This is a genomic window from Vibrio sp. V30_P3S12P165, from assembly GCF_009904905.1.
GTDB classification, from domain to species: domain Bacteria; phylum Pseudomonadota; class Gammaproteobacteria; order Enterobacterales; family Vibrionaceae; genus Vibrio; species Vibrio fujianensis.
In genome coordinates this window covers 113,362-138,182 of record NZ_WXWH01000030.1, presented here as the reverse complement: position 1 = coordinate 138,182, position 24,821 = coordinate 113,362, and the positions used below count along the sequence as shown (strand labels likewise).

The following is a 24,821-nucleotide window of genomic DNA, read 5'->3' as shown; positions in this document are numbered from 1 at the left end:
GTCTTATTGCCTTATTCAGAGTAGAGCTTGGCAGAATAAAGCAATAAAGATCGATGCAATAAAGAGCGGATGTTTTAGCCCTTAAATTGGGCTTTGCGTAAACGGTTTAAAGCGGCCATTGCATCAAGAATACGCGGCTTAGCGAGATCGCCTTGATTTGGCATGTTTGCATACCACTGCCCATCAAGTAGCTTTTCCATCTCCAATGCCGGGTTAGTTGACCATCCTGGCTGTTGAGCCAACTGAAACCATAACCAGCCAATGGCATTAATTTCAGAGGTGGATTCTAATTGCTCGAGTGCAGAAATATCAGTCAACTCTTTGCCAAAACGGAGTGAGCCTTTTCCTTTTGCAGAAACGCGGAATTTACCCTCAGCCAATAACTTTTGTAGTCCGCTGCGATTCAGTTGGCGCGGAGTTAATATCGTGAGTGGCGTGTCACATTCGTTACGACGTAACGTTGGGTGTTGTTCTATAACCACTTTGGCTTTTTTTGTCACATCAAGCGCTTGATAGTCATGCATTTGAATAACAGTATCTGCTACATCGAGGTAATCCCCAGACCCTCCCATAACGATCAAGGTAGAAATGCCTAATGTGTCACGCAATTGACCAATACGATCAACGAGAGGCGTGATCGGTTCATCGCCTTTGCTGACGAGGGCCTGCATTCTTTCATCACGGATCATAAAGTTAGTGGCAGAGGTATCTTCGTCAATCAACAAGGTTTTTGCGCCTGCTTCTATTGATTCTTGTAACCAAGCGGCTTGAGAGGTCGACCCAGAAGCATCTTGTGTGCTGAAGTCATGGGTATGTTTGCCCATCGGAAGGTGGTTGATATAATTAGACAAGTTAAGATGATGAACACAACGTCCTTCTTCAGCCCGAATTTTCATTGCGTGAGTATCCATGACAACACGTTCACGACCATCGCCGGGAATATGATTGTAGATAGAACGTTCTAATGCGGTTAATAAGGTCGATTTACCATGGAACCCACCACCCACAATTAACGTGATGCCTTTGGGAATCCCCATTCCGGTTATTAAGCCTTGGTTGGGCGTTGATAAGGTAACTTGTAAGCTAGAGGGGGCCTGAAAAGGAACCGCTTCTGTCATTGGAAGATCACTATCACCAGCGAGGCGAGGTAAAATACTGCCATTGGCAACAAATGCCACCAAACCGTGTTCAGTGAGCTGGTTACGCATAGCGTCTTGATCTTCAATCAGTTGGCAATGCTGAATGAAAGCTTGTTTATCTAATTCTCGCTCAAGGGTAGCACGGCGAACAAATTTAGGCAGATGAAAGGTTAAAATGTTAAGTGCTTTTTTAGCTAAAATATCGCGCCCTTCAGCTGGCAAGTTGATACGAAAGCGCAGTTCAATACCCTCATCATTAAAAATAACGGCGGTACTATCGAGCACGGTTTGTCCAGTTAAGGCGATAGATAAGCTGTTTTCTTGTTTTGCCAGTTCAGCAAAGCGCCGAGCGATAAAGTCACGTGCCGCTTGTTGATAGGCTGGCGATTGCTGTTTAACCCACTCTAAACCAGTGAGTGACCATGCACGCGTCGCACGTAATCGGGAGGCGGAAGCATAAGGATCAGGCTGAACGTGATCGATAAACAGAGTAAAGTCAGTAAAATCATACTGTCCTTTGATTTTTTGATAAAGACGGTAATTCTGTTTTTCGAGTTTTTTCAGTGTCGCTATTAGTAAATCCATCTCGAGTATCACTTATTAGGGCAAGAAAGGAGGGGGATTATAGGGAGCACCCCGCACAGAGTAAAGCATGATAAATAATCCCACCGGTTAGGAAAAGATTTATCTCGTTTGTGGCTGATAATTGATTAATGCTGAACGCACGGTATCAATATTTTTTATCTAATGCTTATGGTAATGATGAAAGCCAACGATGACTTTCATCCATATCCCTCAATTTTCTGTTGTAGCGCAGGCGAATAACAGCAACAACCAAATTCAGACTAGCGTGATGGAATAAATGAGGATAAATCAACCTCGGTTTGGTAGTCTACTTCTTGCATGCCAAACCCATTGAGTCGCAAGAAATCCTGTTTAAATCCATCATAATCGCCAATTTTTGCAAAATTATTTGCCGTCATGTGTTGTACGATCTCTTGAACACGGGTTTGAGTCTCTGGGTTTAATTCCCAGTCATCCATACGTAATAGCCTTTCACTATCTACTGGTACTGGAACGTTGGCATACAATTTATCACTAAAGAGTCGTTGCATTTGTTCAATACAGCCTTCATGAGTTCCTTTCTCTTTCATCACCCGATAAAGCGCCAGCAGATAAGGGGTAAACGCCGGAATAAAAACACTGGCTTTGGTGACTAAGGCCTTGCATACAGTCGCATAAGCGTTACCGTCAAAGTTTGCTAGTTTTAAATTCAATGAATGGCTGGTTTGGTGAAGGTCGATTTTGGCTCTGCCTAATGTTCCATCTAGGTAAATAGGGTGAGTCATTTTGGGGCCAACATAAGAAAAAGCGATGGTTTTACAACCTTGGGCGAGTGAGTCATTATTAATTAATGTGTCGATCCAGCTTTCCCAATCTTCGCCACCCATCACCTTTAAGGTATGATCAATTTCTTCTTCTGTGGCGGGCGGAAGGGTTGTTTCTAGCCATGTATCATTTTCTAGCAAAATGGTCGCACCAGAGACGGACTCTCCGATGGGTTTAATGACGGAGTGCCAAAACTGATCCGATTCAGGCTTGCGACGCTTACCACTAGCGATACTGTAGATGATTAAATCAACTTCACCTTCAAAATAAGTTTCAATGGCTTCAATAACTTGTCCTTTGATTTCTTTTGAAAACACATCGCCATTAATATTGATAGCAGTGCGTCCGGCTTTTTCTGCTTGCTGCTTAAAAAAAATATTATTGTAGAAACCCGCGCTTCCGATACGATTTTCAGAGGGGGCTCGCTCAAAGGAAACGCCTATCGTATCTGCATCAGATCCCCCAAAAGTAAGCGCAATTCGCGCAGCCAGCCCAAACCCCGAGGAAGACCCAAGGATTAAAACTCGTTTCGGCCCGTGAGAAATAGCCTTTGCTGATTTGACGTAACGAATTTGTTCGAGTACAGCTTGTTTGCATCCCAAAGGGTGGGCGGTGCGAGCAACCACACCTTGGATAATCGGCTCTATGCGCATAAAAAATTACCTATTGCTACTTGGGGAGGCTTCAACATAACGTAAAGCTAGGTAAAGTTTATTGAGCTAGACCATTAAAAAAGAGACTTTTAACCATCATTAGATGCTTGTGAAGCATGGTTCTGTCATTGGGATGACTCAACATAGAGCCAAGGAGTGAGCTGCTCTGTCATGTAGTTTGCTATCCAAGGTTGGGCATCTGAGGTTGGGTGTAGGCCATCTGCCATCATCCATTCGGGATTTATGATCACCTGTTCGAGAAAAAAAGGGATTAAAGGGAGAGAGAAGTCCTCGCTTAAGCGAGGATAAATGTTTGCAAAGGCATCACTGTAGCGACGACCATAATTCGGAGGTGTCAAGATTTGCATGATAATCGCTTGTGCATTCTTAGCTTGGATCTGTGTGATCATGGCTCGTAAATTATGTTCAATAATGTGAGGCGGAAAACCACGTAATCCATCATTAGCACCTAGCGCAATCAAAACCCATTCTGGGTGATGTTGTTCTAATAATGCCGGTAGCCGCTCTAGCCCATTTCCGGTGGTGTCACCGGAAATGCTGCCATTGACCACCGTGACGCCAGCAGAGTGTTGGGCAAGTTTATTCCCTAATAAATTGGGCCAAGCTTGTTGCAAAGGCATTTGATATCCTGCGCTTAGACTATCACCTAAGATTAATAGTGTGCTACTACTAACATTGGTAGCGAACATGATAGCGCTCGCAGGAATAAACCATATTAATAACAAGGAAAACCATTTCGCCATGCAAAGCTCCGTTATTATCTCTGTACAATCATTATCTAAACTAGTCTCCACCAAACAGGAGTCATTGACAATCCTCCGTGACATTAATCTGACGATTTATGCCGGAGAAAGTGTGGCTATTGTAGGCAGTTCTGGGGCTGGAAAGTCAACGTTGATGACACTGCTGGCGGGGTTAGATGTACCTAGTCATGGTGAAATTCATCTGCTTGGTCATCCACTAGCCACATTAGATGATGAAGCGCGAGCGGCAATTCGAAGTCGTTCAGTGGGGTTTGTGTTCCAAAGCTTCTTACTGATTCCAAGCTTGTCAGCACTTGAAAATGTGACTTTACCTTGTTTATTAAAAGGAGAGTCAGAAAATAAACCACGCGCAGAAGCACTGCTCACGTCAGTAGGCTTAGCGCATCGAATGCATCACTTACCGGCGCAGCTTTCTGGAGGTGAGCAACAACGCGTAGCGATAGCTCGAGCGTTTATGGTGGAGCCACAAATCTTATTTGCAGATGAGCCAACTGGGAATCTCGATCAAGAAACCGCAAGCAAAATTATTGATCTTTTATTTGATCTGAACCAACAACATGGAACAACCCTAGTGTTAGTGACCCATGATACTCAGTTAGCTGCGCGTTGCGATCGCTGTTTTTATATGCATTCAGGGTTATTGGAGGAGCAAAAATGAACCCTCTGTCTTCTTTGACGCTTAATTGGCGTCTTATGCGGTGGAGTTTAAATGAGATTCGCCATGGTCAGTTATGGCCGATTTCAATAGCTTTAACCTTGATTATTGCCTGTGTTTTTGCATTAACAGCGTTAGCACAACGTATGGAACAAGTTGTTGTTAAGCAAGGGAAAGAAGCCTTAACTGCTGATAGCGTTTTTGTTTCTGCCAATCCAATACCGACCACGTTATTACAGATGACGGAGCAACGTGGTTTGGCCACGTCACAAATGACTCGTTTCACGACCATGGCATTTAGTGAGCATGCTATGCAACTGGTGACGGTTAAAGCGGTTGATAGCCAATACCCTTTACGTGGCTCGCTGATATTGTCTGATGGGCAGCGTACCTTGCAACATGTATCCACCAATGAACTATGGCTTGATGAGCGTTTGTTTTCCCAGTTAGAGGTAGAGGTGGGGGATGCCATGAGCGTTGGAGACGCTGATTTTATCGTGACTGGGAAAATCATGACCCAACCCGGATTAAGCTTTAATCCATTTCAGCAAATGCCAACGGTATTGATTCATCAAATGGATATTGAAAAAACAGGCGCGATACAATTGGGTAGTCGAGTTCAGTATCGCTTATTTATTAATGCGACTGAACATGAACGATTGGCACTGCAAGACACGGTTGAATTGACCCCTAGCGACGAATGGCGAGAGACAGCAACAGCCAATCGAACCAATGAAGTGTTTGAACGTACTCAGCAATATCTATCATTGACCTTGGCATTGGTCATTATTATGGCCGCGGCAACGTTAGTGTTAACGTGTCAGCATTACGTAGCAAGCCGACAACGTACCATTGCGATGCTAAAAAGCCTTGGTGCAAACAAGAAATGGATTGCACGCTGGCTAACTATTCAGGTGCTTCTGTTGTTTGCCGTGGCGGCCGTGGCGGGCAGTGTGATTGGGGTTATATTGGAATACGCATTAAGGATTCCATTAGCGGATCTATTGCCTGATCCATTACCAGCTTATGGCACCAGGCCAATTTTAGTGGCGTTATTCTCTAGTGGCTTAATTGCCGTCCCTGCGTTAGGCATACCACTTGGAAATCTATTAAATATCAGAGCCATCAGTGTGATGCAAAGCACCAGAACATCGCCCCGTCTACTCTGGAATAGTGCACTACTGCTGGCCCCCGTATTATCGATGATTGTTGTTTACTGGCACAACTCATTGGTATGGATGGTGATTGCTGGCATACTGGGGCTGTTTGTTATTTTAGCGTTAGTGAGCTTGGCGATCACACGAGCATTACATCGATTACCGCTTACCACCTCGATGAGGTTAGCTTTGAGCCGAATGAGTCGTTCTAGTTTAGTGACAGGGCTTCAGTTTGGGGCATTATCTCTCTCTTTAATGTTGTTAGCGGTGATGTGGTTAGTTCGAACAGATTTACTGGCCGACTGGCAAAGAATATTGCCAGAGAATGCCCCTAATGCCTTTGCAATCAATATTGCGGGTTATGAGAAGGCCGCTTATTTAGCCGAACTCGATAATGCGGGGATTGAACGCTCAACTGCTTTTCCGATTATTCGAGGTCGTCTTACCGAAATCAATGGTCAGCCAGCTCAAATGCGTGTCGAAAATGGAGAGGGGCCGAATGCTTTACGACGGGAACTTAATTTAACGTGGTCAGAGGCATTGCCAAACTATAACCCGGTTGTGGCTGGGCAATGGAACCATAAAAGCGGCGTCTCGGTTGAACAAGCGCTGGCTAATGAACTTGGCATTCATCTTGGCGATAGACTCACCTTTTTGATCAGCAGTCAGCCTGTTGAAGCCGTGGTTAACTCCATTCGTGCAGTTGAATGGCGTGAGATGAAACCCAACTTCTTTTTTATTTTTACTCCTGATGTGATGGCAAATTTTTCTGGCAGCTGGATGGTCAGCTTTCGTATTAATGCCGATCATCAGTCTGTGCTGACCGTCTTATCAAGGCAGTTTCCAACCGTCACCTTGATGGACATTCGCCAGATGGGGGAAAAAATACAAATCTTGTTAACCCAAATTGTTTGGGCAATGACCATCTTAGCCGCTTTAGGTATGCTTGCTGGACTCTTGCTCATCTTTACTTTATTACGGCTAAGCTTGAGTCAAAGGCAGCAAGAACTACAACTTTACCGGACGCTGGGAGCCAGTCGTCGTCGCGTTAACAGCACGATTTGGGCAGAATTTGGTGTAATGGCATTGGTGGCTGGGTTGATCGCCAGTATGAGTGCTGAGGCAGTCGTGGCTGGTATTATGCATTGGGGATTTTCCCTGCCACCTCAAATGCATTGGGAGATGTGGTTATTGCTACCATTACTGACATGTTTTACGTTAGCCCTAGTTGTCGGAAGCTTGCTAAACAAATTATTAACACCAATAAACAAAGCCTTTGATTAGCGATTCATTGAGTAAGTTAATCACTTATCCACAAAAACGGTGGATAAAGTTTGGGATAACTTAGCATATGAATCCGCTACATTTTGCTGTTAAGCCAATAGCAATCAAGCTTACCGGAATTGGATTATTCACATGATGAAAAAAGGCAAAATTTGCCAATAATGAGTCAAGTGTTTTTTTATCTTTTCCGGCGAATTTATCCATTGTTTTATTTAATAAACCGTGAGTGAGCTGGTTTCTGTTTGCTGATGAAACTGACCCTAGCAATAACCTTGTGAAAAATGTGATTTTCATAACGCTTGACTCGTTTTACACTAGATAACGAGTCAATCACCAGCGGCAGTAAAATGATATCAATGAAATCAACACAATCGGTTCCTAGCGTGGCGATCATTGGCGGAGGCATCGCGGGGAGTACCGCAGCCATCCATCTCGGTGAACGAGGAGTGAATGTTACCTTGCTGGAAAAAAATGCGGGCTTAGTGGATGGCCCGCCGATATGCCACCTTCATGCTGGAGGTAATCTGTATCGAGAAATCTCTTTAACACAATGTATCGAGCTATTGCGTCAATCGATAGAAACCATTCGGCTTTATCCTCATACCTTAAACAAAAGACCGACCGTGATTGCCGTTCCACACTCTGATCCCGGACACCCACAAGATCTGTTGCCACGGCTTGAAGTCATTCGTACCGCTTATCAGCAGCTAGTTGCCGAGGATCCTCGTAATCAAATTCTTGGTCAACCCAAGCACTATTATCGTCTCTACCAGCAAGAAGAATTAGCACAGTTAGCCAAACTGACCCAGCCTCATTGCCCTCAAACACTCGATGAGTGGCTGATTCCATTTGCTCAACATGCGGATTTAGCGCAACTGAAATATCCGGTTATTGCGGTACAAGAGTACGGTTGGAGTGTTTTTCGTCTTGCCGCTAGTGCCACATTAACCCTAGAGCATTTAGATAACTGCCAAGTATTTACCCACAGTACGCTCATTAATTCAGCCTTCATCGATAATCAATGGCATCTTACTTATCGAGATAGTAGCGGCGAAACACATGCGTTGACCTGTGACTATTTGATTAATGCTTGCGGTTATGAAACTGGAACTGTCGATGATTTAACGGCCAATCCTCGTCAGCGGTTGGTTGAATTTAAAGCCGCTTATGTTTCTCATTGGCCGCGTTGTTACCAAGCATGGCCAGAAGTGATTTTCCATGGGCCAAGAGGCACTGCGCAAGGGATGGCTCAATTGACGCCTTACGCGGATGGTGTGTTTCAATTGCATGGTATGACTCAAGATATTACCTTGTTTAAGGATGGATTAGTTGCCTCGAGTATAGAATCATCACAACCACGCTTACCCGATTATTTGCAGCAGAAAATGACTCAAGGTTGGTCGGCAGAAGCAGTGGCTAAGCGAACACGTCGTGCGATTGATCATATGAGTCAATTCGTTCCCGAGTTCACCTTTGCTGAGGTGGCTGGAACTCCATTGTTTGGGGCGCAGCAGATTCCAGGACAAGATGCATCTTTACGTGCAGCAGACGTGACGTTTGAACCGAACCATTATGCTCGAATAGAAATAGTCAAAGGATCTTCGGCATTAGAAGCGGCGAGAAAAATTGTGACAACCTGGCAACTCGTGGCAAATTCAGTACCATGCTCGATTGAGCAGCAACATCCGATGAGTATGCGTTTAACAGAACAAGAAGTAGAGCAAAAAGCAATTCAGCTTGCGGAAAAACGCGGTTATCTGGCGGCATTAGCGAAAGTGGTCGGGCCGACATAAGTCATGTGCCGGATATACTCACCAACGCGATATAGAGATAGGCGAGTAGCTACGCTAATTGGTTGGCTACTCGCTTGATGTTCAGGGGACAGACGCTAGTTGGTTTGATAGCGGCTGAGTATTTGGCTCAAGTTTTGTGTCGCTTGAGCAATTTCCTGAATGCCTGAAGATGACTGTTCTGCCACGCGGCGGATGGTATTGGATTGGTTACGAATATCACTCAACTCAGAGGCAATATCATTAGCAACCGCACTTTGTTCTTCTGCTGACGTTGAAATTTGCACACTCATATCGTTAATCATGCGTGATGACTCTGCGATATGTTCAATATCATGACCAATTTCCGTTACCAATTGACTGCTGGTATCGGCTTGGCTAACCGTCTGATCGGTAATTTTGGCAATGTGCTGACTTTCTGTTTGGAGCTTTTCAATCATGGCTTGAATTTCGACGGTTGCAGACTGAGTTCGGCTTGCCAAGGTACGAACTTCATCCGCGACAACTGCGAATCCTCGACCTTGTTCACCGGCCCGCGCAGCTTCAATGGCGGCATTGAGTGCCAATAAATTAGTCTGTTCAGAAATGGCGTTGATCGTGGTTATCACTTCATTTATTTGAATCGCATTTTCATTTAATGTTGTCACCGATGAAGAGGTTTGAGCAATAAAGCGTGATAGTTGTTCAATTTCATTAATCGCTTGGTTGACACGTTGTTGACTGGTAGCCACTTGCTGAGAATCTTGAACCGCTTGTTGATTGGCCTGTAACGAAATAGTAGAGACTTCTTGTGCTGAGGCGGTCATTTGTTCCATCGCCGTTGCCACGGAATCAAGCGATGCATACTGATGGGAAATTTGTGTTTCACTCTCTTTCATCTCGCTAGCAAAAGAGCGTGAAGTCTCAGTGAGTGTGGTTGAGTTATCTTTTACGGTCACCACCAGATCGGTGAGAGTATCCATCGCATTATCTAATGCACAACCAATTGTACCAAATTCATCGCGCCCAGGATGGAATCCTAGCCGAGACGTTAGATCGCCTTGAGCAATTTTTTGTGTTGTGGTGTATAACACCCAAAGTGCGCCGCCAATAAAGGTTGCGACCCAATATGTAAATATTACAAAAGGGATTAGCCACAAAGAACTGAGCAATAGCGTCGTTAAAGCTCTTGTCCGCATCGCTTGCTCTTGCTGGGTAAAATCTTCAGTCAAACGATAGACTTGCCCATTACTGGCACGCCCAGTTGCCACGGCTTGACCTTGTTGATATTGAGTATCCGATAAAGTGGGGCGAGTCTCTAAACCAGGAATGCTACTGATCTCTTTTTGGCTAAGAATACCCTGTAATTTATACTCGACCGCCAATTTAGCTTGCGCTTCAAAGTCTTGAACGGTTTGCCAGTATCGGGATCCTGCCAAGGCAGTAAGTGTTAAAATAAAGAGCGCCAAAATGGCCCACATTTTATCGTTGATCGACATTTTAATAAACACACGGTCAATCATCCTGAATTGAACTTCTTTCATAGTCTCTCCGGTGCAGCTGATTTTTAGCTCAGCAAGTGTACGGCTGATAGGAATGCAAAGTTGTGTAATATCTCATAAATTGATGAAATGAATATGTATGAAAGTATTAAAAATGAGAGATAGATCGATATATAGGGGTAAAGCTCAATAGAACGAAAACGTACGCTAGGCTTCTTATCCCGCTGAACGCTCACTTGCCCACTTTTTAGCAACTCGTATTACTGTACGATCTGAGACATTGGTAATTTGATGGATTATGAGTGTCCGGAAATTGCCGAAGGGCTTCGCCGCCACGATCATCATAAACATGCAATTTTTTATCGTGCACAGTCTCATGGTGCTCACATAATCCGTATTCTTCATCAGCAAACGGAACCATGGCAGTATTGCCATTCAGATCTTTCGGCAAGTTCACTCCCCATATAAGACAAAAGAACCCAGCTGAAGTGCCACAACACTTCAGCTGGGTTGGTTAAGTCAGAGATGATTAACCTAAGGCAGGCAGAATGCCCGCCGTGATCAAAAGCTGCGCTGTCACAATGATGAAACCAACAGCACCGGTAAAGAGTAAAGCAGGTTTACCTCCAACCACTTGGTAATAGTGCACACTGGTATTTTGTTGACGGACTTTCGTTACCATAGCAATCGGTAAAAAAATGGCTAATACAGCCAGTGCAATGGCGGCGTAGCCAAGTGCCATAATAAAACCTTGCGGATAAAATAGTGCGAACACTAAAGGTGGTGTATAGGTAACAATGGAAGCGCGAAGGCGACTTTTCGGGGCACCAGGTTTACGTAGCGTATCTCCCATAAATTCAAACAGCCCTAAGCTGACGCCAAGAAAAGAGGTTAACAGTGCTAAATCTGCAAAGATACCAATCATATTACTTAAACCTGATTGATGAGCGGTTTGTGCGAGTGTTCGAATCAGTGCCGATAGCCCACTGTTTTGCACTAAATTAGCTTGGCTGACAACACCTAGCGTCGCCAGTTGCCAAAGAATATAAATAATCAAAGGAATGGCTGAGCCAATAACAATCGCTTTACGAAGCGATGGGGTATGCCCATCAAGATAATTAACAATCGCTGGAATACTGCCATGAAAACCAAAAGAGGTAAAAATAACGGGAATAGAGGCAACGACTAACCCTTGTTCTAACGGCATACTTAATAAATAAGACTCTGTGACATTGGGAGCAAGGAATGTGAGCACCATAATCATGGCAATAATTTTCCCTGCAAATAGCACGCGATTTACTTTATCGACCGTGGCAGTACCAATCGTAACAACCGTTGCAACAATAAAGGTAAACAGCAAGGTTCCCATCGAGCCAGAAACGTCAATTCCTGTTAACTCCGCTAAGCGATGAGTAAATTGAGCTCCGCCGCCTGCGATATAAGCGGCACATAGCGAATAAAAGAGGAAAAGCATCGCAAAAGTCGCAATCCATTTACCTTTATCGCCAAGAATTTCTTTCGCTAACGTGTGTAAGGTGGCGTCCTTACTGGCGTATTGGTGAATTTCAACCATCAACAAAGCCGTAAAAGCCATAAGAGCCCATAATGTGAGCATAATGATCAACGAAGTGGAAAAACCGATACCTGCGGATGCTAAAGGAAGCGCCAGCATTCCGGCTCCAATCGTGGTTCCAGCAATAATCAAACTGCTGCCTAAGAGTTTGGATTTTTTCATAATGTAAATATAAATATACGTTTGTTGTGGTTGCAAGAGGATAACAGTTGAAATGAAACGAATGTTATCCGGTCTTTTTGCTTGTTTTGGTCTATTTTGAACAAAGAATAGTAATGGGTCAATGGGGTTGTAAAAATTTAAAACCACAAATGTAAATTTAAGTGTACACATTGACTATTTGCAATGGTTAGCTTGTCATCATTTATTGATGAATATAGCCAAACAACTTGGTGTTGCTGGTAGGCCGCCAGTGAGTGAGAAATTTAAACAGCCGTAGGCTGTCTTTTGGTCTGAGCCAAAAATACCTCTCACCATGAGCATAGACCGGCGAGGTTAACTAAAGCCAAGGTTTAACAAATTTGCTATCATCCGCTCCCATTATCGGTTGGCGATCCTCAGAGCGCCTATTCGTTTTTAGGTAAATAAATATGTCTTCACATTCGGTAACTTTCCTGCAATTAGGTATTGCTCCTACTTTGGTTGAACGTTTAGCTGCACTAAACATTCATACCCCGACTGAAATTCAAAAGCAGGCCATTCCTCATATTCTAGCGGGAAAAGATTTATTGGCAGGTGCACAGACGGGAACGGGGAAAACGGCCGCATTTGGCTTACCCTTGTTACAGCGGTTAGCGCAAGAGCCAGTAACGTCCATAGCAGGGAGTAATAATATTCGGGCGTTAGTTTTGGTTCCTACTCGAGAGTTAGCCCAGCAAGTTTTTGATCATCTACAAGCTTATGCTAAGGGAAGCAATTTAAAAATTGTTGTAGCCTATGGCGGCACCAGCATGAATACGCAAAAGCAAAACTTGCAAGGCGGGGCCGATATTTTAGTGGCAACACCGGGACGCCTTCTTGATCATGTTCATGTAAAAAGTGTATACCTTGGGCAGACGCAAACACTGGTTTTGGATGAAGCCGACAGAATGCTCGACATGGGCTTTATGCCTGATATTCAACGTGTGTTAAGAAAGCTTAATCGAGCAAGACAAACGCTGTTCTTTTCTGCAACCTTTGATAATAAAGTCAAAAGTTTAGCTTATCGTTTATTACATGATCCCAAAGAAGTCCAAGTCACACCAGAGAACTCAACGGCAGAAACGGTGACACAAATGGTGTACCCCGTTGATAAAAAGCGTAAGCGTGAGTTATTAGCCTATTTGATTGGCTCACGCAATTGGCAACAAGTCTTAGTGTTTACGAAAACCAAGCAGGGCAGTGATGCCTTAGCGCAAGAATTAAAACTCGATGGTATTAAAGCCGCGTCGATCAATGGTGATAAAAGTCAGGGTGCTCGTCAGAAAGCACTTGACGATTTTAAAGCAGGAAAAATTCGAGCATTGATTGCCACCGATGTTGCGGCAAGAGGAATTGATATTTGCCAATTAGAACAAGTCATCAATTATGATATGCCTTATAAGGCAGAGGATTACGTGCACCGTATTGGGCGAACTGGGCGAGCGGGTCAAGCCGGAATGGCCATCTCTTTTATGAGCCCAGATGAAGAACCGATGCTACAAGCCATTGAACAGTTACTTGATCAACGGCTACCTCAAGAATGGCTAAAAGGGTTTGAACCATCATTGGAATACGAGGCCGCAGAGGCCCCCTCCCTCCGTCGTTTGAGTCGTTCAGCGGAAAAACGTAAACTGAAAGCTAAGTTAAAAATTCACGCTAAACGAGGAAAAAAATAACAGATCATCCTTGATAAAAATAAACAGCAATGGTTGGGACATCAGTCAGACAGGTTTTCTTCTTGCATTTTTGCACATTGCTGCTCCCAGCTATAGCCTACGTCATAAACTAACTCTTCTACACTGTTAGGACTGAGAACGTATTGGGGGGTAATTCGATATTTATGAATCATTAACTCATTAAACAGTTGCCAGTGCTTGAGTAGGCATTGCGCTAAATCTGCATTTTCGTCACGCCAGGTTTCCCTTAAAAATGGGGTTAAACTAGCGGCACTGTGGGTGTACATGATCATCTGCCATTTCACTTCCCATATTTTGATCGGATACTCTGGACATTGCTGATTATATTGCTCAGCGAAACTTTCAATAATATGTTCGATTTCACCCGATGTGTCGATAAAGTAATCAAACAAAGCGTCTTCTTGCCGTACCGCATCAGCAATCAATTGGATGGGTTGTTTAATGATTAACCCATGAGCGAGTAAACGCATCGTAAAAAGGTACAGTTTGACATTTGCGGGAGTGGTGCTGGGAATCTCATCAATGACTCGACGTAAATAATGCTCCATGTAGTCATGAATACCATCACTGATACTGTGCCAGATTTTTTCTTTACTGCCGAAGTGATGACGAATTAAGCTATGTGAAACCCCGGCTTTTTCACTGATCTGACGTAACGAAACGCGTGCATAGCCGAGTTCACAAAATAGTTTGGCCGCAATTTTAAGAATATGGCATCGAGTTTGATGGGCATCTTGAGCGCTGCGTCGCCCTTGTCTTTTTTCGTTCATTACTCTTCTTCATCAACCAAGATCACCGCTGTTTTACCAGATACCGGGGCAACTTTCACCAACAACGGCTCGCTTGAGCGATTGACTGCACAATTCATCATCTTGTGTTGCTGTTTTTCAAGAAATGGGAAGCGTTTTGTGCCGATTGAGCAATAAAAAATACCTCTTATCACATCGTTTATTTGGGCAGATAGCCACATAATTTTGCTTTACTTAGGCAAGCAATGGTTTTGGCATCACTGATTTCACCGTTTATAATTTTCTGCTCAAGTTCAGCCATTGATAAAGCCAATACTTCAATCACTTCATCATCATCGCAAACTAAACGAGTGGTCAACTTGAGTTGCTTGGCAACGAATAAGTGTTGAATTTCATCACAAAACCCGGCCATAGGGGTGACTTGCCCCAATTGAATCCATTCTTGAGCGCTGTAACCCGTTTCTTCTTCTAATTCACGTTGAGCACAGTCGAGAGTGAGTTCGTTCTCCTCAATGGTTCCGGCAGGAAGTTCTAGCAACCATTTATTTAACGAGGGTCGAAACTGATTAATCAGAATAATTTTATTATCACGGGTAAGCGGCAAAATAACTGCAGCGCCAGGATGCTTTATCGTGGTATGGGTGATCACTTTTCCTGTCGGTAAGGTCACCGACTCTTCCACTAAGCTAATTGATTTCCATTGATGTACGGTTTTACTCATGAAACGGTCTTCGTTGCAATCTGAAAGGGGCACCTTACCCTAATTACTGAGCCTATCCCAACGGCGATGGCGTTATTTTGTGGTTTACTTTAACAAATGAGGGATATTTAAATGAGAGGCAAAGCATATGGGGGGACAATCTATCATCAACAATATGGTCGTAATGGTGTATTCGATGAAATGGATTAGTGAAAACATTGATTGCACTCGCGTTCAATTGAAAGAGATCTGCTATAAAAATACGTTGAAATGAATTAGTTCATGTAACAAAATTATAACCAATGTATAAACTGATTGATAACCACTCATTTTCCCCTCAGCGGAGCCATTCATGATCAATTCTCCTTCTTATGCTCAAAAAGCATTACTGGCAGAGCGAATCAATAAATTAACTCAAGCCCTTTCAGATGGCGTCTATGAACGAGAAAGTACTATTAAACTTTGTTTGCTAGCGGCGTTGACCGGCGAAAGTGTCTTTTTGCTTGGCCCCCCCGGAATTGCCAAAAGTTTAATTGCCAAAAGATTGATTCAAGCGTTTGATAATAGTAGCTATTTTGAATACCTGATGACTCGTTTCTCAACGCCAGAAGAAGTGTTTGGCCCTTTGAGTATTCAAGAACTGAAAGATAACGGACGCTATGTGCGTTTGACAGAGGGGTATCTACCAACTGCTCAAGTGGTTTTTCTCGATGAAATTTGGAAAGCAGGCCCTGCGATTTTAAATACGCTCCTTACAGTGGTTAATGAAAAAACGTTTAAAAATGGGAGTGATATTGAACGAGTCCCTATGCGGGTGTTGATTTCTGCATCGAATGAACTCCCAGATGAAGAGAGTGGGTTAGACGCATTGTATGACCGGATTTTAGTGCGTATTTTTGTCAATCGAATCCAGAATAAACAAAACTTTAAATCGATGCTGACAGTAGGAACGGAACAAGAAGCCCAAATACCTGCAGGCTTAGCAATAACCGATGCCGAATATCATCAATGGCAGTCTCAATTAAATAAATTAACGTTAACCAATGATGTCTTTGAAAAACTGTACCAATTGAAAAGTATGTTAGAACAAGCAGCGGCAGAGAGCGGCTTGCCAATTGAAGACGTGTATGTGTCAGATCGGCGCTGGAAAAAAGCAGTAAAGCTACTTAAAGCCAGTGCATTTTTTAATGGTCGTGACCACATTAGCCCGCTGGACTTGTTATTACTGCAAGATTGCCTATGGAATAGTCCCGAATCAAGAGAGTTGGTGTATCGTATCATTCGTGAATTTGCGCTGCGAGAAGCTTTTGATCAATCTCAAGTAGAGCTGCAATGTGATACTTGTCGAATTACAATTGCCACGGTTCAAGAAGAAATCGAAGCTGATTTATCGATTACGTTATCGCTGGAAACTTCAAATGGATTAAGAAAAAAACAGATTTATCAGTATGATTTTAGCCAAGCGAAAACGTACCAAATTGGACAGGCAAAAAATTTGATTAAATTGGTCTTATTGCAAAGTAATATGTCTGTTGCTGAAGGGGAAAAAGGAGATAGCCGTTGGGTATATGTCACACAGGCAGATATGGAGCGCTTGATCAAAGAAGGACAAGGCGATATTTATGGCTACGTCAATCACAACCCTAATTTATGTCGTTTATGCTTTGAACGCGATGCAAATAATCACTTGGTGGTGAAGGATATTGCCAACCGTTCGATACGATTAGCCCTTGCCAGTCAAAAGGGCTTAGAACAAGGAATGTATCAAGACTGGTTAGAAAAAACGGAACAATCCTTGAGTCAATTGAAACAGGCAGAGCACCATTTATTGAAAGTTCGTTCTGATTTTCATGGCTCACTTCCCCATAGTTTTATCGATCCTGAATTGCCCACCGCGATGGAAGCAAGCTTACACCATATACAGCAACAGTTAGAATCCGCACAGCAAGAGTGTACCAAGCGTGTTCAACGTATCAAATCCTTACCAGAGTATTTTGCATGATTAGGATAAATAATGCTTGGGCCAGATAGTGTCAACATCGTTTTAGCCATTGCTGAATCGGGTATCATCGAAACAGCGGTGAACGATCTACTCGCTCGTTCACAACTTATCATGGTCGAAAATGAGGTGCTTCGTTCCTCAGTCAAAAACCATTTGGCCAGATGGCATAACCGTGTAAAACATCGTATTACTCGAGTGGGAGAGCAAGAGCATTTTCAAACCGAAATCGCGCTTTATCAGCAAACGGTTCAGCTAAGCGAGCGCGCTTTTATGAAACAGCTACCGGATTTATTGCAACAATTGGAGTGGCACTCCTCTTTTTATACCAAAGCACGTCAGTTAGTTGATGATAAAAAAACGTTTAATAACCCAATGTTTGCGCATTTCTTTTGTGATTGTTGGTATAAAGCGTTATGCCACGACATAAAACAAGCGCAGTTGATTGAGATCGAAAGCAGTAAAGAAAAGGAGTACCTTGAACTCTATCAGCGGATTGAAACGTTACGTAACATGCAACAGATAACCGATCAGGGCGGTGAAGGTAATGTTGGTCGCTTATGGGATATGGCTTCAGCCAAATTGAGTCGCATGGATTTATCGATCATTAAACGTCATGCGGAATTCCTTAAAAAACATCAAGAATTACAAAACATTGCCCAGCAACTTGGCAGAATGGCCAGTCAAATTGATGATCCTGACTTTAATTCTACTCAAGAAGAGGAAGCGACGATGAGCGAAGAAAAGTCTGATCAAGCGACGGATGATATTGTCGGAATTCATCCTAGCGATGATTTAAATCGACTTCTTCCAAATGAAACTTTATTTTTGGCTTATCCAGAGCTGGAGGTTGTTTTCTATAAACATTTGATTGATAAGCGATTAATGAATTATCGCATGCAAGGGAAGCAACGAACATTACGTAAAGTTCATGCTCAATCTGCTGCGCATGCACCTACGGAGATAGAAAAAGGGCCATTTATTATTTGTGTTGACGCTTCAGGTTCGATGAAAGGTTTTCCTGAACAATGTGCCAAAGCGCTGGCTTATGCCTTGATACAAATTGCGCTCGCTGAAGAGCGTGATTGCTATGTGGTGTTATTTTCAACGCAATCGATCGTCTATGAGCTGACTCGTCAAGATGGGCTCAGAGAAGCGAGTGATTTTCTCAGCTATACCTTCCATGGTGGAACCGATTTAGATTTGGCTATAGCAAAATCGATTGAGCAAATGAATGAAGCACGTTATAACAACGCTGACCTGATCATTCTTTCCGACTTTATTGCACCAAAACAGAATGAAACGATTTTACAGCAAGTCCAAGCCTTAAAAGCGAGCAAGAATCGCTTTCATGCGGTGACATTGTCACGTTATGGCAACCCAGAAGTCATGAGTATGTTTGACCACTGTTGGCATTATCACCCGAATGTGTTCGGCCGTTTCATTAAAAAATGGTAGGCGCAGCGCTGCGCCTAAAGGGGTGTTTTTTTGCTATTTAAAATGGCTTGTATGCGTGGGTTAAGTTGTTTTCCGTGCTGTAGTTCGTACTCTTCTCGTTTGATATCATTGACATTTTTTATCGAGTGGGCGGGCAGCAAGTTATCAGGCAACTCAGTAATGAGCTTGCCCTTTTCTTCCAACCGTTTCGCCTCTAAATAATATTTTTTAAACAGTTGATCCAGTTTATTTTCCGCCACCCGTTTTAAATCATACAATTTATTTTGCACTAACCACTTTTCAATTTGATTTTCAGGCTCACGCGAAAGGACACGAATGCGGCTGTCTAACAGCTCTTCTGCGGTTAAAGCATCGCGTAGCACCCATAGCTCGCCCATTTGTGGCGGCCAGCTATTACCCAATTGAATCCGTTCATGGCAATGCTTTAGCACTCGGTTCAGGCTATTGGCATCGATTGATTCGGCAAAATCGATAAACTTGCCGGTAGGCTGGCTGCCGTACTGGTATTCCCACTGCGTTTCATAAACGCTTAGAAAAGAACCAAAGACATGCAGACACCAGTCAGATGGTTCTTCATCTCCAACCACTTGTGGGGTGGTTGGTTCAGAAGGTGGGTTTTTTTCCTCTTTGGATAAGCTGCTGTCGGAAGCGCTCAGATGGGCTAAGCTTCGGTTTATACCCATTTCCCGCAGTTTGCTCTCGATTTCCTGAATGTTCAGAGGTTTTCGCTTGCTGTCTTTCATTGAGTTTCTCGTTCGTCAGCCAATACTGAAGTTTGTTTTCTAGGCGAGAGATGGTTAATAACTCACTCGCTTTTGATTTATGCCATAAAACGAACTTTTTCCAAACCAGAATATGATCATTGCTAATCCCAGAAAATTTGAAAGCTCGTTCAGCCCACATTGGAATTTCATTTTCATCTAAATCATGTGTCGCAATCGCATTACCTTGCATCAGATTAGAGGCGTTATTACGGTAATGTAACGCTTGCTTCGGTACATTAGGAAAGCTTTCCTGAGGTGTAGGTGCAGGTGCAGGAGTAGTCAGGGCTACCTCGGTATCTTTTTGATCAATCCGCATTTTAAAAATATGCAGTTCCATACCTTGGCGATATTCAACATCGATTTTCTCTAGTTTTTTTTGCTCACATAATGCCCGTAAGCATTCGGCTAATCCAAAAGTAGACATACAGCACAACGGGCCCATATGCTCTAAGTTCACCGTTACGTATCCCATATCATCGGTACTATCTGCGAGCATCAGTAAAGCCAGTTTTTCTGCTGGATTTGCACAATTGAGTTGCCAGGCTAGATGGGTATATTTTGCGCTCACTTATCTTGGCTCCGATTAGGATAATATCAAATTAATCGCTATTGTATGCCACTGAAGAAGGGAGTTGTAGAGTTAGCCACAATTAAATCGAATAAGGCGAACAGAAAGCCGTGATTGTTTGATGCTAAGCTGACTTGATAAAATAAAACTCAGCAGAGCTTTGCAAATTTAGCGTTGAGGTAGGTTGTGTTGTTCGAAAGGTCAACAAACTCTAGTCATGCCAAACTCTGGTCATGCTGCATTGCAAGTACCATGATAATAAGGAGAAGTACCATGCTAACAATACATGGATTGGATCACGTAGTTTTACGAACAACAAAATTGGAAAAGATGCTGGATTTTTATTGCACAGTATTAGGCTGTCAGATTGAACGCGTCTTACCTGAAGAACTTGGATTGACACAACTTCGAGCCGGTAGTGCTTTGATTGACTTAGTGACCGTCAATAGTGAGCTCGGTCAGGAGGGAGGAAAACCACCACAGCAAGATGGGCGTAATGTCGATCATCTTTGTTTACAGATTTCACCGCTTGCTGAAGCTGCGCTTATTCACTATCTCGATCACCACCAGATCCCACATTCAGGCTTTGCCAAACGTTATGGTGCACAAGGATTTGGCCGCTCTATTTACATTGAAGACCCTGAAGGTAATGTGATTGAACTCAAACCGTTGAATCCGGAGTAACGAAATACCGGCGATCCATGGCGGCCTATTTTCACGTTAAATCGGTGTTTATCATAGAGTGATAACTCTTACTTTACATTTGGTTACATAGCGTTATAGTCAAATGCGGTGAGTGTCGCAAAAGATAAGGATGGTTATGCTGGCTCTTTTTTTCAAATGTTTGCTCGGTGCATTGGCTGTTTTGCTGATAGCTCTGCTTTCGAAAAGTAAAAGTTTTTTTATTTCTGGCTTGGTTCCTCTTTTTCCTACTTTTGCCCTCATCGCTCACTACATTGTTGGTACTGAACGTACCATGGAAGAGCTAAGAATAACCGTGCTCTTTGGGTTGTATTCATTGATTCCTTATGCCGCTTATTTATTGGCCGTTTATTACTTCAGTTATCAATTTAATCTCCTGTGGACTCTCAGTTTTGCTACTTTGGTGTGGATTGCTTTTGCGGGTCTACTTTTGGTGAGCTGGAGTCGTTTTCATCCGAGTGTGGCATAAGCTTTGCTGTTAACGTGTATTGCTGTCTGTATGGCTTTTAAAGCCGAGTGAGGCTTCTTTGTGTTCAAGAGAAATTCTTTGTCTAATCTATTAAAAATTACCATGATAGCTTTGCTTTCGATGTCGATTGGCGTGTGTTTCTCACTGCCATTAGCCGAACTGTTTATCGCCGCAATTTTGGTTGTTCTTCTGCGAAAAAAAGCCAATATTAGCTTAACGTTGCCTAAAACTTTGTTGATGTTTATTCAAGTGGTATTAGGGATCAGCGTTGGAGCCACTATTTCGATAGGGGAACTGGCCCAAACCTTAAGTTTCCCGATGGTGATTGGTTTAATTATTTGCCTGATGTTACAAACCAGTGGCGGTTTTTATTGGCTCTATAAACGTGAAGGGTGGCATCCCTTTGAGTCGCTATTGGGGGCGGTGCCTGGTGCAATGGCAGCCATATTGGTGATCAGTGAATCGGGCAGTAAACCGTCATCCAAAGTAGTATATGCGCATTCGGTTCGTTTGATCATTTTGATCTTGATGGCAGGGGTTATCTCCACTAGTGCGACGGAAACGGCAATTAATAGTATCACTATGACGATTCAGCACTGGACGATATTATTGATATTGGTCGCTATCAGTATGTTATGTGGGAAACTCTCGATTAAATTTGGTATTCCAGCTCCTTATATGATTGCCTCGCTATTAATTACAGCAAGCGTGAATAGCGTGATGCCTGACGATGCATTATTGGTTCCCGTTTCTCTGGTGTTATTTGCCACCGCGCTACTGGGAGTATTGATTGGCATACGCTTAGCGGAAACGACGTTACGAGAAGCCTTTTGTTACTCAAAAGCCGGCATGATGGTGACGCTTATCGGATTAACGGTTGCGGTTGGTGTTTCTTTTTTAGCCGCACACTGGTTGGGAATGAGCTGGTTAGTTTTGCTGCTCTCTTGGGTGCCCGGAAGTGTTGAAGCGATGACCGCGGTGGCCCTTTTACTAGGATTAGAGCCTGCGTTTGTGATGGTTAATCACGCGATTCGATTATTGTTGCTGTATACCATGCCTGCATTATTTAAACAGCAGTTAGAACAGTTGCGTAATAAACATTAACAGGGGTGGCAGGTTAAATCGAACCGCTCTCGATTGGGAATCCATATTTTATGATCTGATGGATTCCCGAGCGCTTTTGAACCAACAAACACACCAGCCGATCAACTAACGGCGAGCGTTTGATGTGACGCTTCAGCAACGGGTTCCAAATAGTGAGCGACTTGTGCGATACAGTCTGCATCATGGTCAATGCCTAATTTGCTCCGTCGCCAAAAAATATCTTCCGCTCGATAGGCATATTCGTTCTCAATCAAATAATCAATTTCTCGTTGAAAAAGCGTCTCACTAAAGGCTATGCCTAAGTCATCGATCGTTTTGACATCATGCAGTAGCGCTTGAGTACGTGAACCATATTGTTTCAGCCAGCGTGTTAAAGTTTGATCACTGACAAATGGAACTTGTTGCTTGAATTGAGTCAACAAAGCCTTGAGTTGGTAATTTTCGCCACCCGGTAAGGCGGATTGATCTGTCCAGCTTGACTTCATTTGTGGTAGGAATGCAGAGAGCTGTTTCATGGCTGCTTCTGCCAACTTACGATAGGTGGTGAGTTTGCCTCCGAAAATGGAAAGTAAGGGGGCTTCTTCTCCTTGTTGATCAAGCGAGAGAGTATAGTCGCGAGTGATAGCCTGTGGTGAGTCTGATTCGTCATCACACAGTGGTCGAACCCCACTAAATTCGGAAATAATGTCATCAATACTGATTTCACGCATAAAATGTTGATTAACGACATTGATTAAATATTGACGTTCTTCGCTTGAAATCTCGACCTCTCTAGGGTTGCCTTTATATTCAACGTCAGTAGTGCCTATCATTGAATATTGATCCAGATAAGGAATAACAAAAACAATACGTTTGTCTTCATTTTGCAGAATATACGCTTGCGGTTCATCGTGAATTTTAGGAACGATGATGTGTGAACCTTTGATTAATCGGATGCCATAAGGTGAGCGAATTTGAATATTACTGTCTAAAAATTGTTTTACCCATGGGCCTGTTGCATTCACCAATGCGCGACTTTTACGCACAAAGTGACTTTGCGTGCGTTCATCAAATAAAGTCACATTCCAGAGCGATCCCTCTCGCACGGCTTTCTCAACCCGGCAGTAATTCATGACTTCAGAGCCAAGCTCTTTGGCTTGCATCGCATTGAGAATGACTAGTCGTGCATCATCCACCCAGCAGTCTGAATATTCAAAACCGACCTTCATTTCTGGTTTAGTAACGGTTCCTGCTTTGAGTGGCACTTTTTGACTGGCAGGCAAAGAGGTTCGTTTACCCAAGTGATCGTATAAAAATAGCCCAATACGAATCATCCATGCAGGACGAAGAAAAGGGCGGTGAGGAAGACGAAAGCGCATAGGCGTCACGAGGTGAGGGGCTTTTTTAAGCAGCACTTCGCGTTCAGCAAGTGCTTCACTGACGAGACGAAACTCGTAATGCTCAAGGTAGCGCAAGCCGCCATGGATTAATTTAGAACTAGCTGATGAGGTGGCACTGGCAAAATCTTGTGCTTCATATAGCCCAATTTTTAATCCTCTCCCTGCCGCATCTGCGGCAATGCCAGCGCCATTAATACCACCACCAACCACAATGATATCTAACACTTCATGTTCGTTAAATTGCGTTAAGCTCTGTTTTTTTTCCATATCGATGGCCTTTTTGATTCTTTTTTGTTTGTTTATGTTCGTATGAAAGCATTAAACAGTAAAAAATGGCAGTTTTCACTCGTTTATTTTTGATCTTGATCATGTTTTGCTGTAGTTTCTATCTTATGGCAAACATGAAGTGGGATCGAAAACCATCATGATTGGCTGAAGTGACGATAAAGGATAAATCAGTGCCAAAAAGGATAGACAGGTTGTCGTAGGAAAAAAGCAGGCGCAATAAAAAAGCCCGCTTATCGCGAGCTTCTATATTAGGATTTGTTTAGCCGTTATTTATTTTTGAAAAACGTCTTTAAAGTCGCGTTTTAAAATCGGATCGCGACGAGCTTTTTTAACTTGCTTAACCATATCTTTAACACAGCTATGCAACACTTGATCAAGCAATTGAGCACGATATTCTTCTTTATCTTGCTCCGTCATCTCTTGAGGTAAGTTTAGCGTTGGAAATTCTTCCATTACCTCAATACCAGCAAAAGCCTGACTAACAGAAATAAGTGCATGGAACTGTTCAAAATTATCCAGGATATTTTGTGCACTAGCAGGCAGGCTATTCCAAGCCTCTCGAACGACTTCCTCTGAGACCTCATGGATGGAAGTCACCATGCTGTACATCTGCTCTGGCACTTGATCAAACTCGATCACTTGGCGTAGTTCAGGTGAAATAGTATCTAAAGTAATGGTCGGTGCTTCAGTTTGAGTCGTTTCTGACATGAAAAATTTCTCATCAAGGAAAAACCTCATGCTAAAAAGTTACGCTGAAATGTCAACCTAAACGTATCAATAAAGCGCTAAGCGCGGCGATTTTGTGCGTATCATCAGCATGGCTAGCAGTGGATAAAGGTTGATGCTGAGCTTTTCTAC

General features: G+C 43.2%; 21 protein-coding genes. 9 read left to right on the top strand and 12 right to left on the bottom strand.

The window, feature by feature from the left end:
* Positions 1 to 74 precede the first annotated feature (74 nt).
* The 3 genes from CAG57_RS06260 to tesA form a co-directional block, all read right to left on the bottom strand.
* Positions 75 to 1,724 (bottom strand): ABC-ATPase domain-containing protein, encoded by a 1,650-nt coding sequence (locus CAG57_RS06260; RefSeq protein WP_161428289.1) that lies wholly within the window; start codon positions 1,722 to 1,724, stop codon positions 75 to 77.
* Positions 1,725 to 1,984: 260 nt separating this feature from the next.
* Positions 1,985 to 3,181: an enoyl-ACP reductase FabV gene (gene fabV / locus CAG57_RS06255; RefSeq protein WP_161428288.1), complete on the bottom strand. Its 1,197-nt coding sequence runs from the start codon at positions 3,179 to 3,181 to the stop codon at positions 1,985 to 1,987.
* Positions 3,182 to 3,306: 125 nt separating this feature from the next.
* Positions 3,307 to 3,945: a multifunctional acyl-CoA thioesterase I/protease I/lysophospholipase L1 gene (tesA, locus tag CAG57_RS06250; RefSeq protein WP_161428287.1), complete on the bottom strand. Its 639-nt coding sequence runs from the start codon at positions 3,943 to 3,945 to the stop codon at positions 3,307 to 3,309.
* Between tesA and CAG57_RS06245 the strand changes: the two genes are divergently transcribed.
* Both CAG57_RS06245 and CAG57_RS06240 read left to right on the top strand, forming a co-directional pair.
* Positions 3,944 to 4,624, top strand: coding sequence for an ABC transporter ATP-binding protein (locus CAG57_RS06245; protein WP_161428286.1), 681 nt, complete (start codon positions 3,944 to 3,946; stop codon positions 4,622 to 4,624). The genes tesA and CAG57_RS06245 overlap by 2 nt on opposite strands.
* Complete coding sequence (locus CAG57_RS06240) at positions 4,621 to 7,062, top strand: ABC transporter permease (RefSeq protein WP_161428285.1); 2,442 nt, start codon at positions 4,621 to 4,623, stop codon at positions 7,060 to 7,062. The genes CAG57_RS06245 and CAG57_RS06240 overlap by 4 nt, the downstream gene beginning before the upstream one ends.
* Before the next feature lie 60 nt (positions 7,063 to 7,122).
* On the opposite strand, the gene CAG57_RS06235 is transcribed toward CAG57_RS06240, so the two are convergent.
* Positions 7,123 to 7,356, bottom strand: coding sequence for a hypothetical protein (locus tag CAG57_RS06235; protein WP_099612382.1), 234 nt, complete (start codon positions 7,354 to 7,356; stop codon positions 7,123 to 7,125).
* Between the two features lie 62 nt (positions 7,357 to 7,418).
* Between CAG57_RS06235 and CAG57_RS06230 the strand changes: the two genes are divergently transcribed.
* Positions 7,419 to 8,855, top strand: coding sequence for an FAD-dependent oxidoreductase (locus tag CAG57_RS06230; protein ID WP_161428284.1), 1,437 nt, complete (start codon positions 7,419 to 7,421; stop codon positions 8,853 to 8,855).
* Between the two features lie 95 nt (positions 8,856 to 8,950).
* On the opposite strand, the gene CAG57_RS06225 is transcribed toward CAG57_RS06230, so the two are convergent.
* Together CAG57_RS06225 and CAG57_RS06220 are read right to left on the bottom strand one after the other, a co-directional pair.
* Positions 8,951 to 10,375: a methyl-accepting chemotaxis protein gene (locus CAG57_RS06225; protein ID WP_161428283.1), complete on the bottom strand. Its 1,425-nt coding sequence runs from the start codon at positions 10,373 to 10,375 to the stop codon at positions 8,951 to 8,953.
* Positions 10,376 to 10,862: 487 nt separating this feature from the next.
* The gene (locus tag CAG57_RS06220) at positions 10,863 to 12,068 is read right to left on the bottom strand and encodes an aromatic amino acid transport family protein (protein ID WP_161428282.1); all 1,206 of its coding nucleotides are present in this window, start codon (positions 12,066 to 12,068) and stop codon (positions 10,863 to 10,865) included.
* 428 nt (positions 12,069 to 12,496) lie between these two features.
* Between CAG57_RS06220 and CAG57_RS06215 the strand changes: the two genes are divergently transcribed.
* Positions 12,497 to 13,762, top strand: coding sequence for a DEAD/DEAH box helicase (locus CAG57_RS06215; protein ID WP_161430478.1), 1,266 nt, complete (start codon positions 12,497 to 12,499; stop codon positions 13,760 to 13,762).
* 41 nt (positions 13,763 to 13,803) lie between these two features.
* Here the strand turns inward: CAG57_RS06215 and CAG57_RS06210 are convergent, their stop codons facing one another.
* On the bottom strand, positions 13,804 to 14,553 hold the full coding sequence (locus tag CAG57_RS06210; protein ID WP_099612386.1) for a TetR/AcrR family transcriptional regulator: 750 nt from the start codon (positions 14,551 to 14,553) through the stop codon (positions 13,804 to 13,806).
* A 178-nt stretch (positions 14,554 to 14,731) separates the two neighbouring features.
* A complete protein-coding gene (locus tag CAG57_RS06205) occupies positions 14,732 to 15,253 on the bottom strand; it encodes an NUDIX hydrolase (protein ID WP_099612388.1) in 522 nt (173 codons plus the stop codon).
* A 331-nt stretch (positions 15,254 to 15,584) separates the two neighbouring features.
* Here CAG57_RS06205 and CAG57_RS06200 point away from each other — a divergent pair, with 331 nt between their 5' ends.
* The gene (locus CAG57_RS06200) at positions 15,585 to 17,234 is read left to right on the top strand and encodes an ATPase RavA domain-containing protein (protein ID WP_161427369.1); all 1,650 of its coding nucleotides are present in this window, start codon (positions 15,585 to 15,587) and stop codon (positions 17,232 to 17,234) included.
* A 12-nt stretch (positions 17,235 to 17,246) separates the two neighbouring features.
* Positions 17,247 to 18,689, top strand: a complete 1,443-nt coding sequence (viaA, locus tag CAG57_RS06195; RefSeq protein ID WP_161427370.1) for an ATPase RavA stimulator ViaA — start codon at positions 17,247 to 17,249, stop codon at positions 18,687 to 18,689.
* Positions 18,690 to 18,703: 14 nt separating this feature from the next.
* On the opposite strand, the gene CAG57_RS06190 is transcribed toward viaA, so the two are convergent.
* Positions 18,704 to 19,372, bottom strand: a complete 669-nt coding sequence (locus CAG57_RS06190) for a hypothetical protein (RefSeq protein ID WP_161427371.1) — start codon at positions 19,370 to 19,372, stop codon at positions 18,704 to 18,706.
* Positions 19,293 to 20,021, bottom strand: a complete 729-nt coding sequence (locus tag CAG57_RS06185) for a hypothetical protein (RefSeq protein WP_161427372.1) — start codon at positions 20,019 to 20,021, stop codon at positions 19,293 to 19,295. The genes CAG57_RS06190 and CAG57_RS06185 overlap by 80 nt, the downstream gene beginning before the upstream one ends.
* A 273-nt stretch (positions 20,022 to 20,294) precedes the next feature.
* Here CAG57_RS06185 and CAG57_RS06180 point away from each other — a divergent pair, with 273 nt between their 5' ends.
* The 3 genes from CAG57_RS06180 to CAG57_RS06170 all read left to right on the top strand — a co-directional run bounded on the left by CAG57_RS06180 (position 20,295) and on the right by CAG57_RS06170 (position 22,296).
* On the top strand, positions 20,295 to 20,705 hold the full coding sequence (locus CAG57_RS06180) for a VOC family protein (protein ID WP_099612392.1): 411 nt from the start codon (positions 20,295 to 20,297) through the stop codon (positions 20,703 to 20,705).
* 136 nt (positions 20,706 to 20,841) lie between these two features.
* Positions 20,842 to 21,192: a GlpM family protein gene (locus CAG57_RS06175; protein ID WP_099612393.1), complete on the top strand. Its 351-nt coding sequence runs from the start codon at positions 20,842 to 20,844 to the stop codon at positions 21,190 to 21,192.
* A 60-nt stretch (positions 21,193 to 21,252) separates the two neighbouring features.
* Positions 21,253 to 22,296 carry an AbrB family transcriptional regulator gene (locus tag CAG57_RS06170; RefSeq protein ID WP_161427396.1) on the top strand — a complete coding sequence of 348 codons (1,044 nt, stop codon included), beginning with the start codon at positions 21,253 to 21,255 and terminating at the stop codon, positions 22,294 to 22,296.
* Between the two features lie 101 nt (positions 22,297 to 22,397).
* On the opposite strand, the gene glpD is transcribed toward CAG57_RS06170, so the two are convergent.
* Both glpD and CAG57_RS06160 read right to left on the bottom strand, forming a co-directional pair.
* Positions 22,398 to 23,942, bottom strand: coding sequence for a glycerol-3-phosphate dehydrogenase (glpD, locus tag CAG57_RS06165; RefSeq protein WP_161430451.1), 1,545 nt, complete (start codon positions 23,940 to 23,942; stop codon positions 22,398 to 22,400).
* Positions 23,943 to 24,233: 291 nt separating this feature from the next.
* Entirely contained in the window at positions 24,234 to 24,671 is a 438-nt protein-coding gene (locus tag CAG57_RS06160; protein ID WP_099612395.1) for a DUF3069 domain-containing protein, read from the bottom strand.
* Between the last annotated feature and the right edge of the window lie 150 nt (positions 24,672 to 24,821).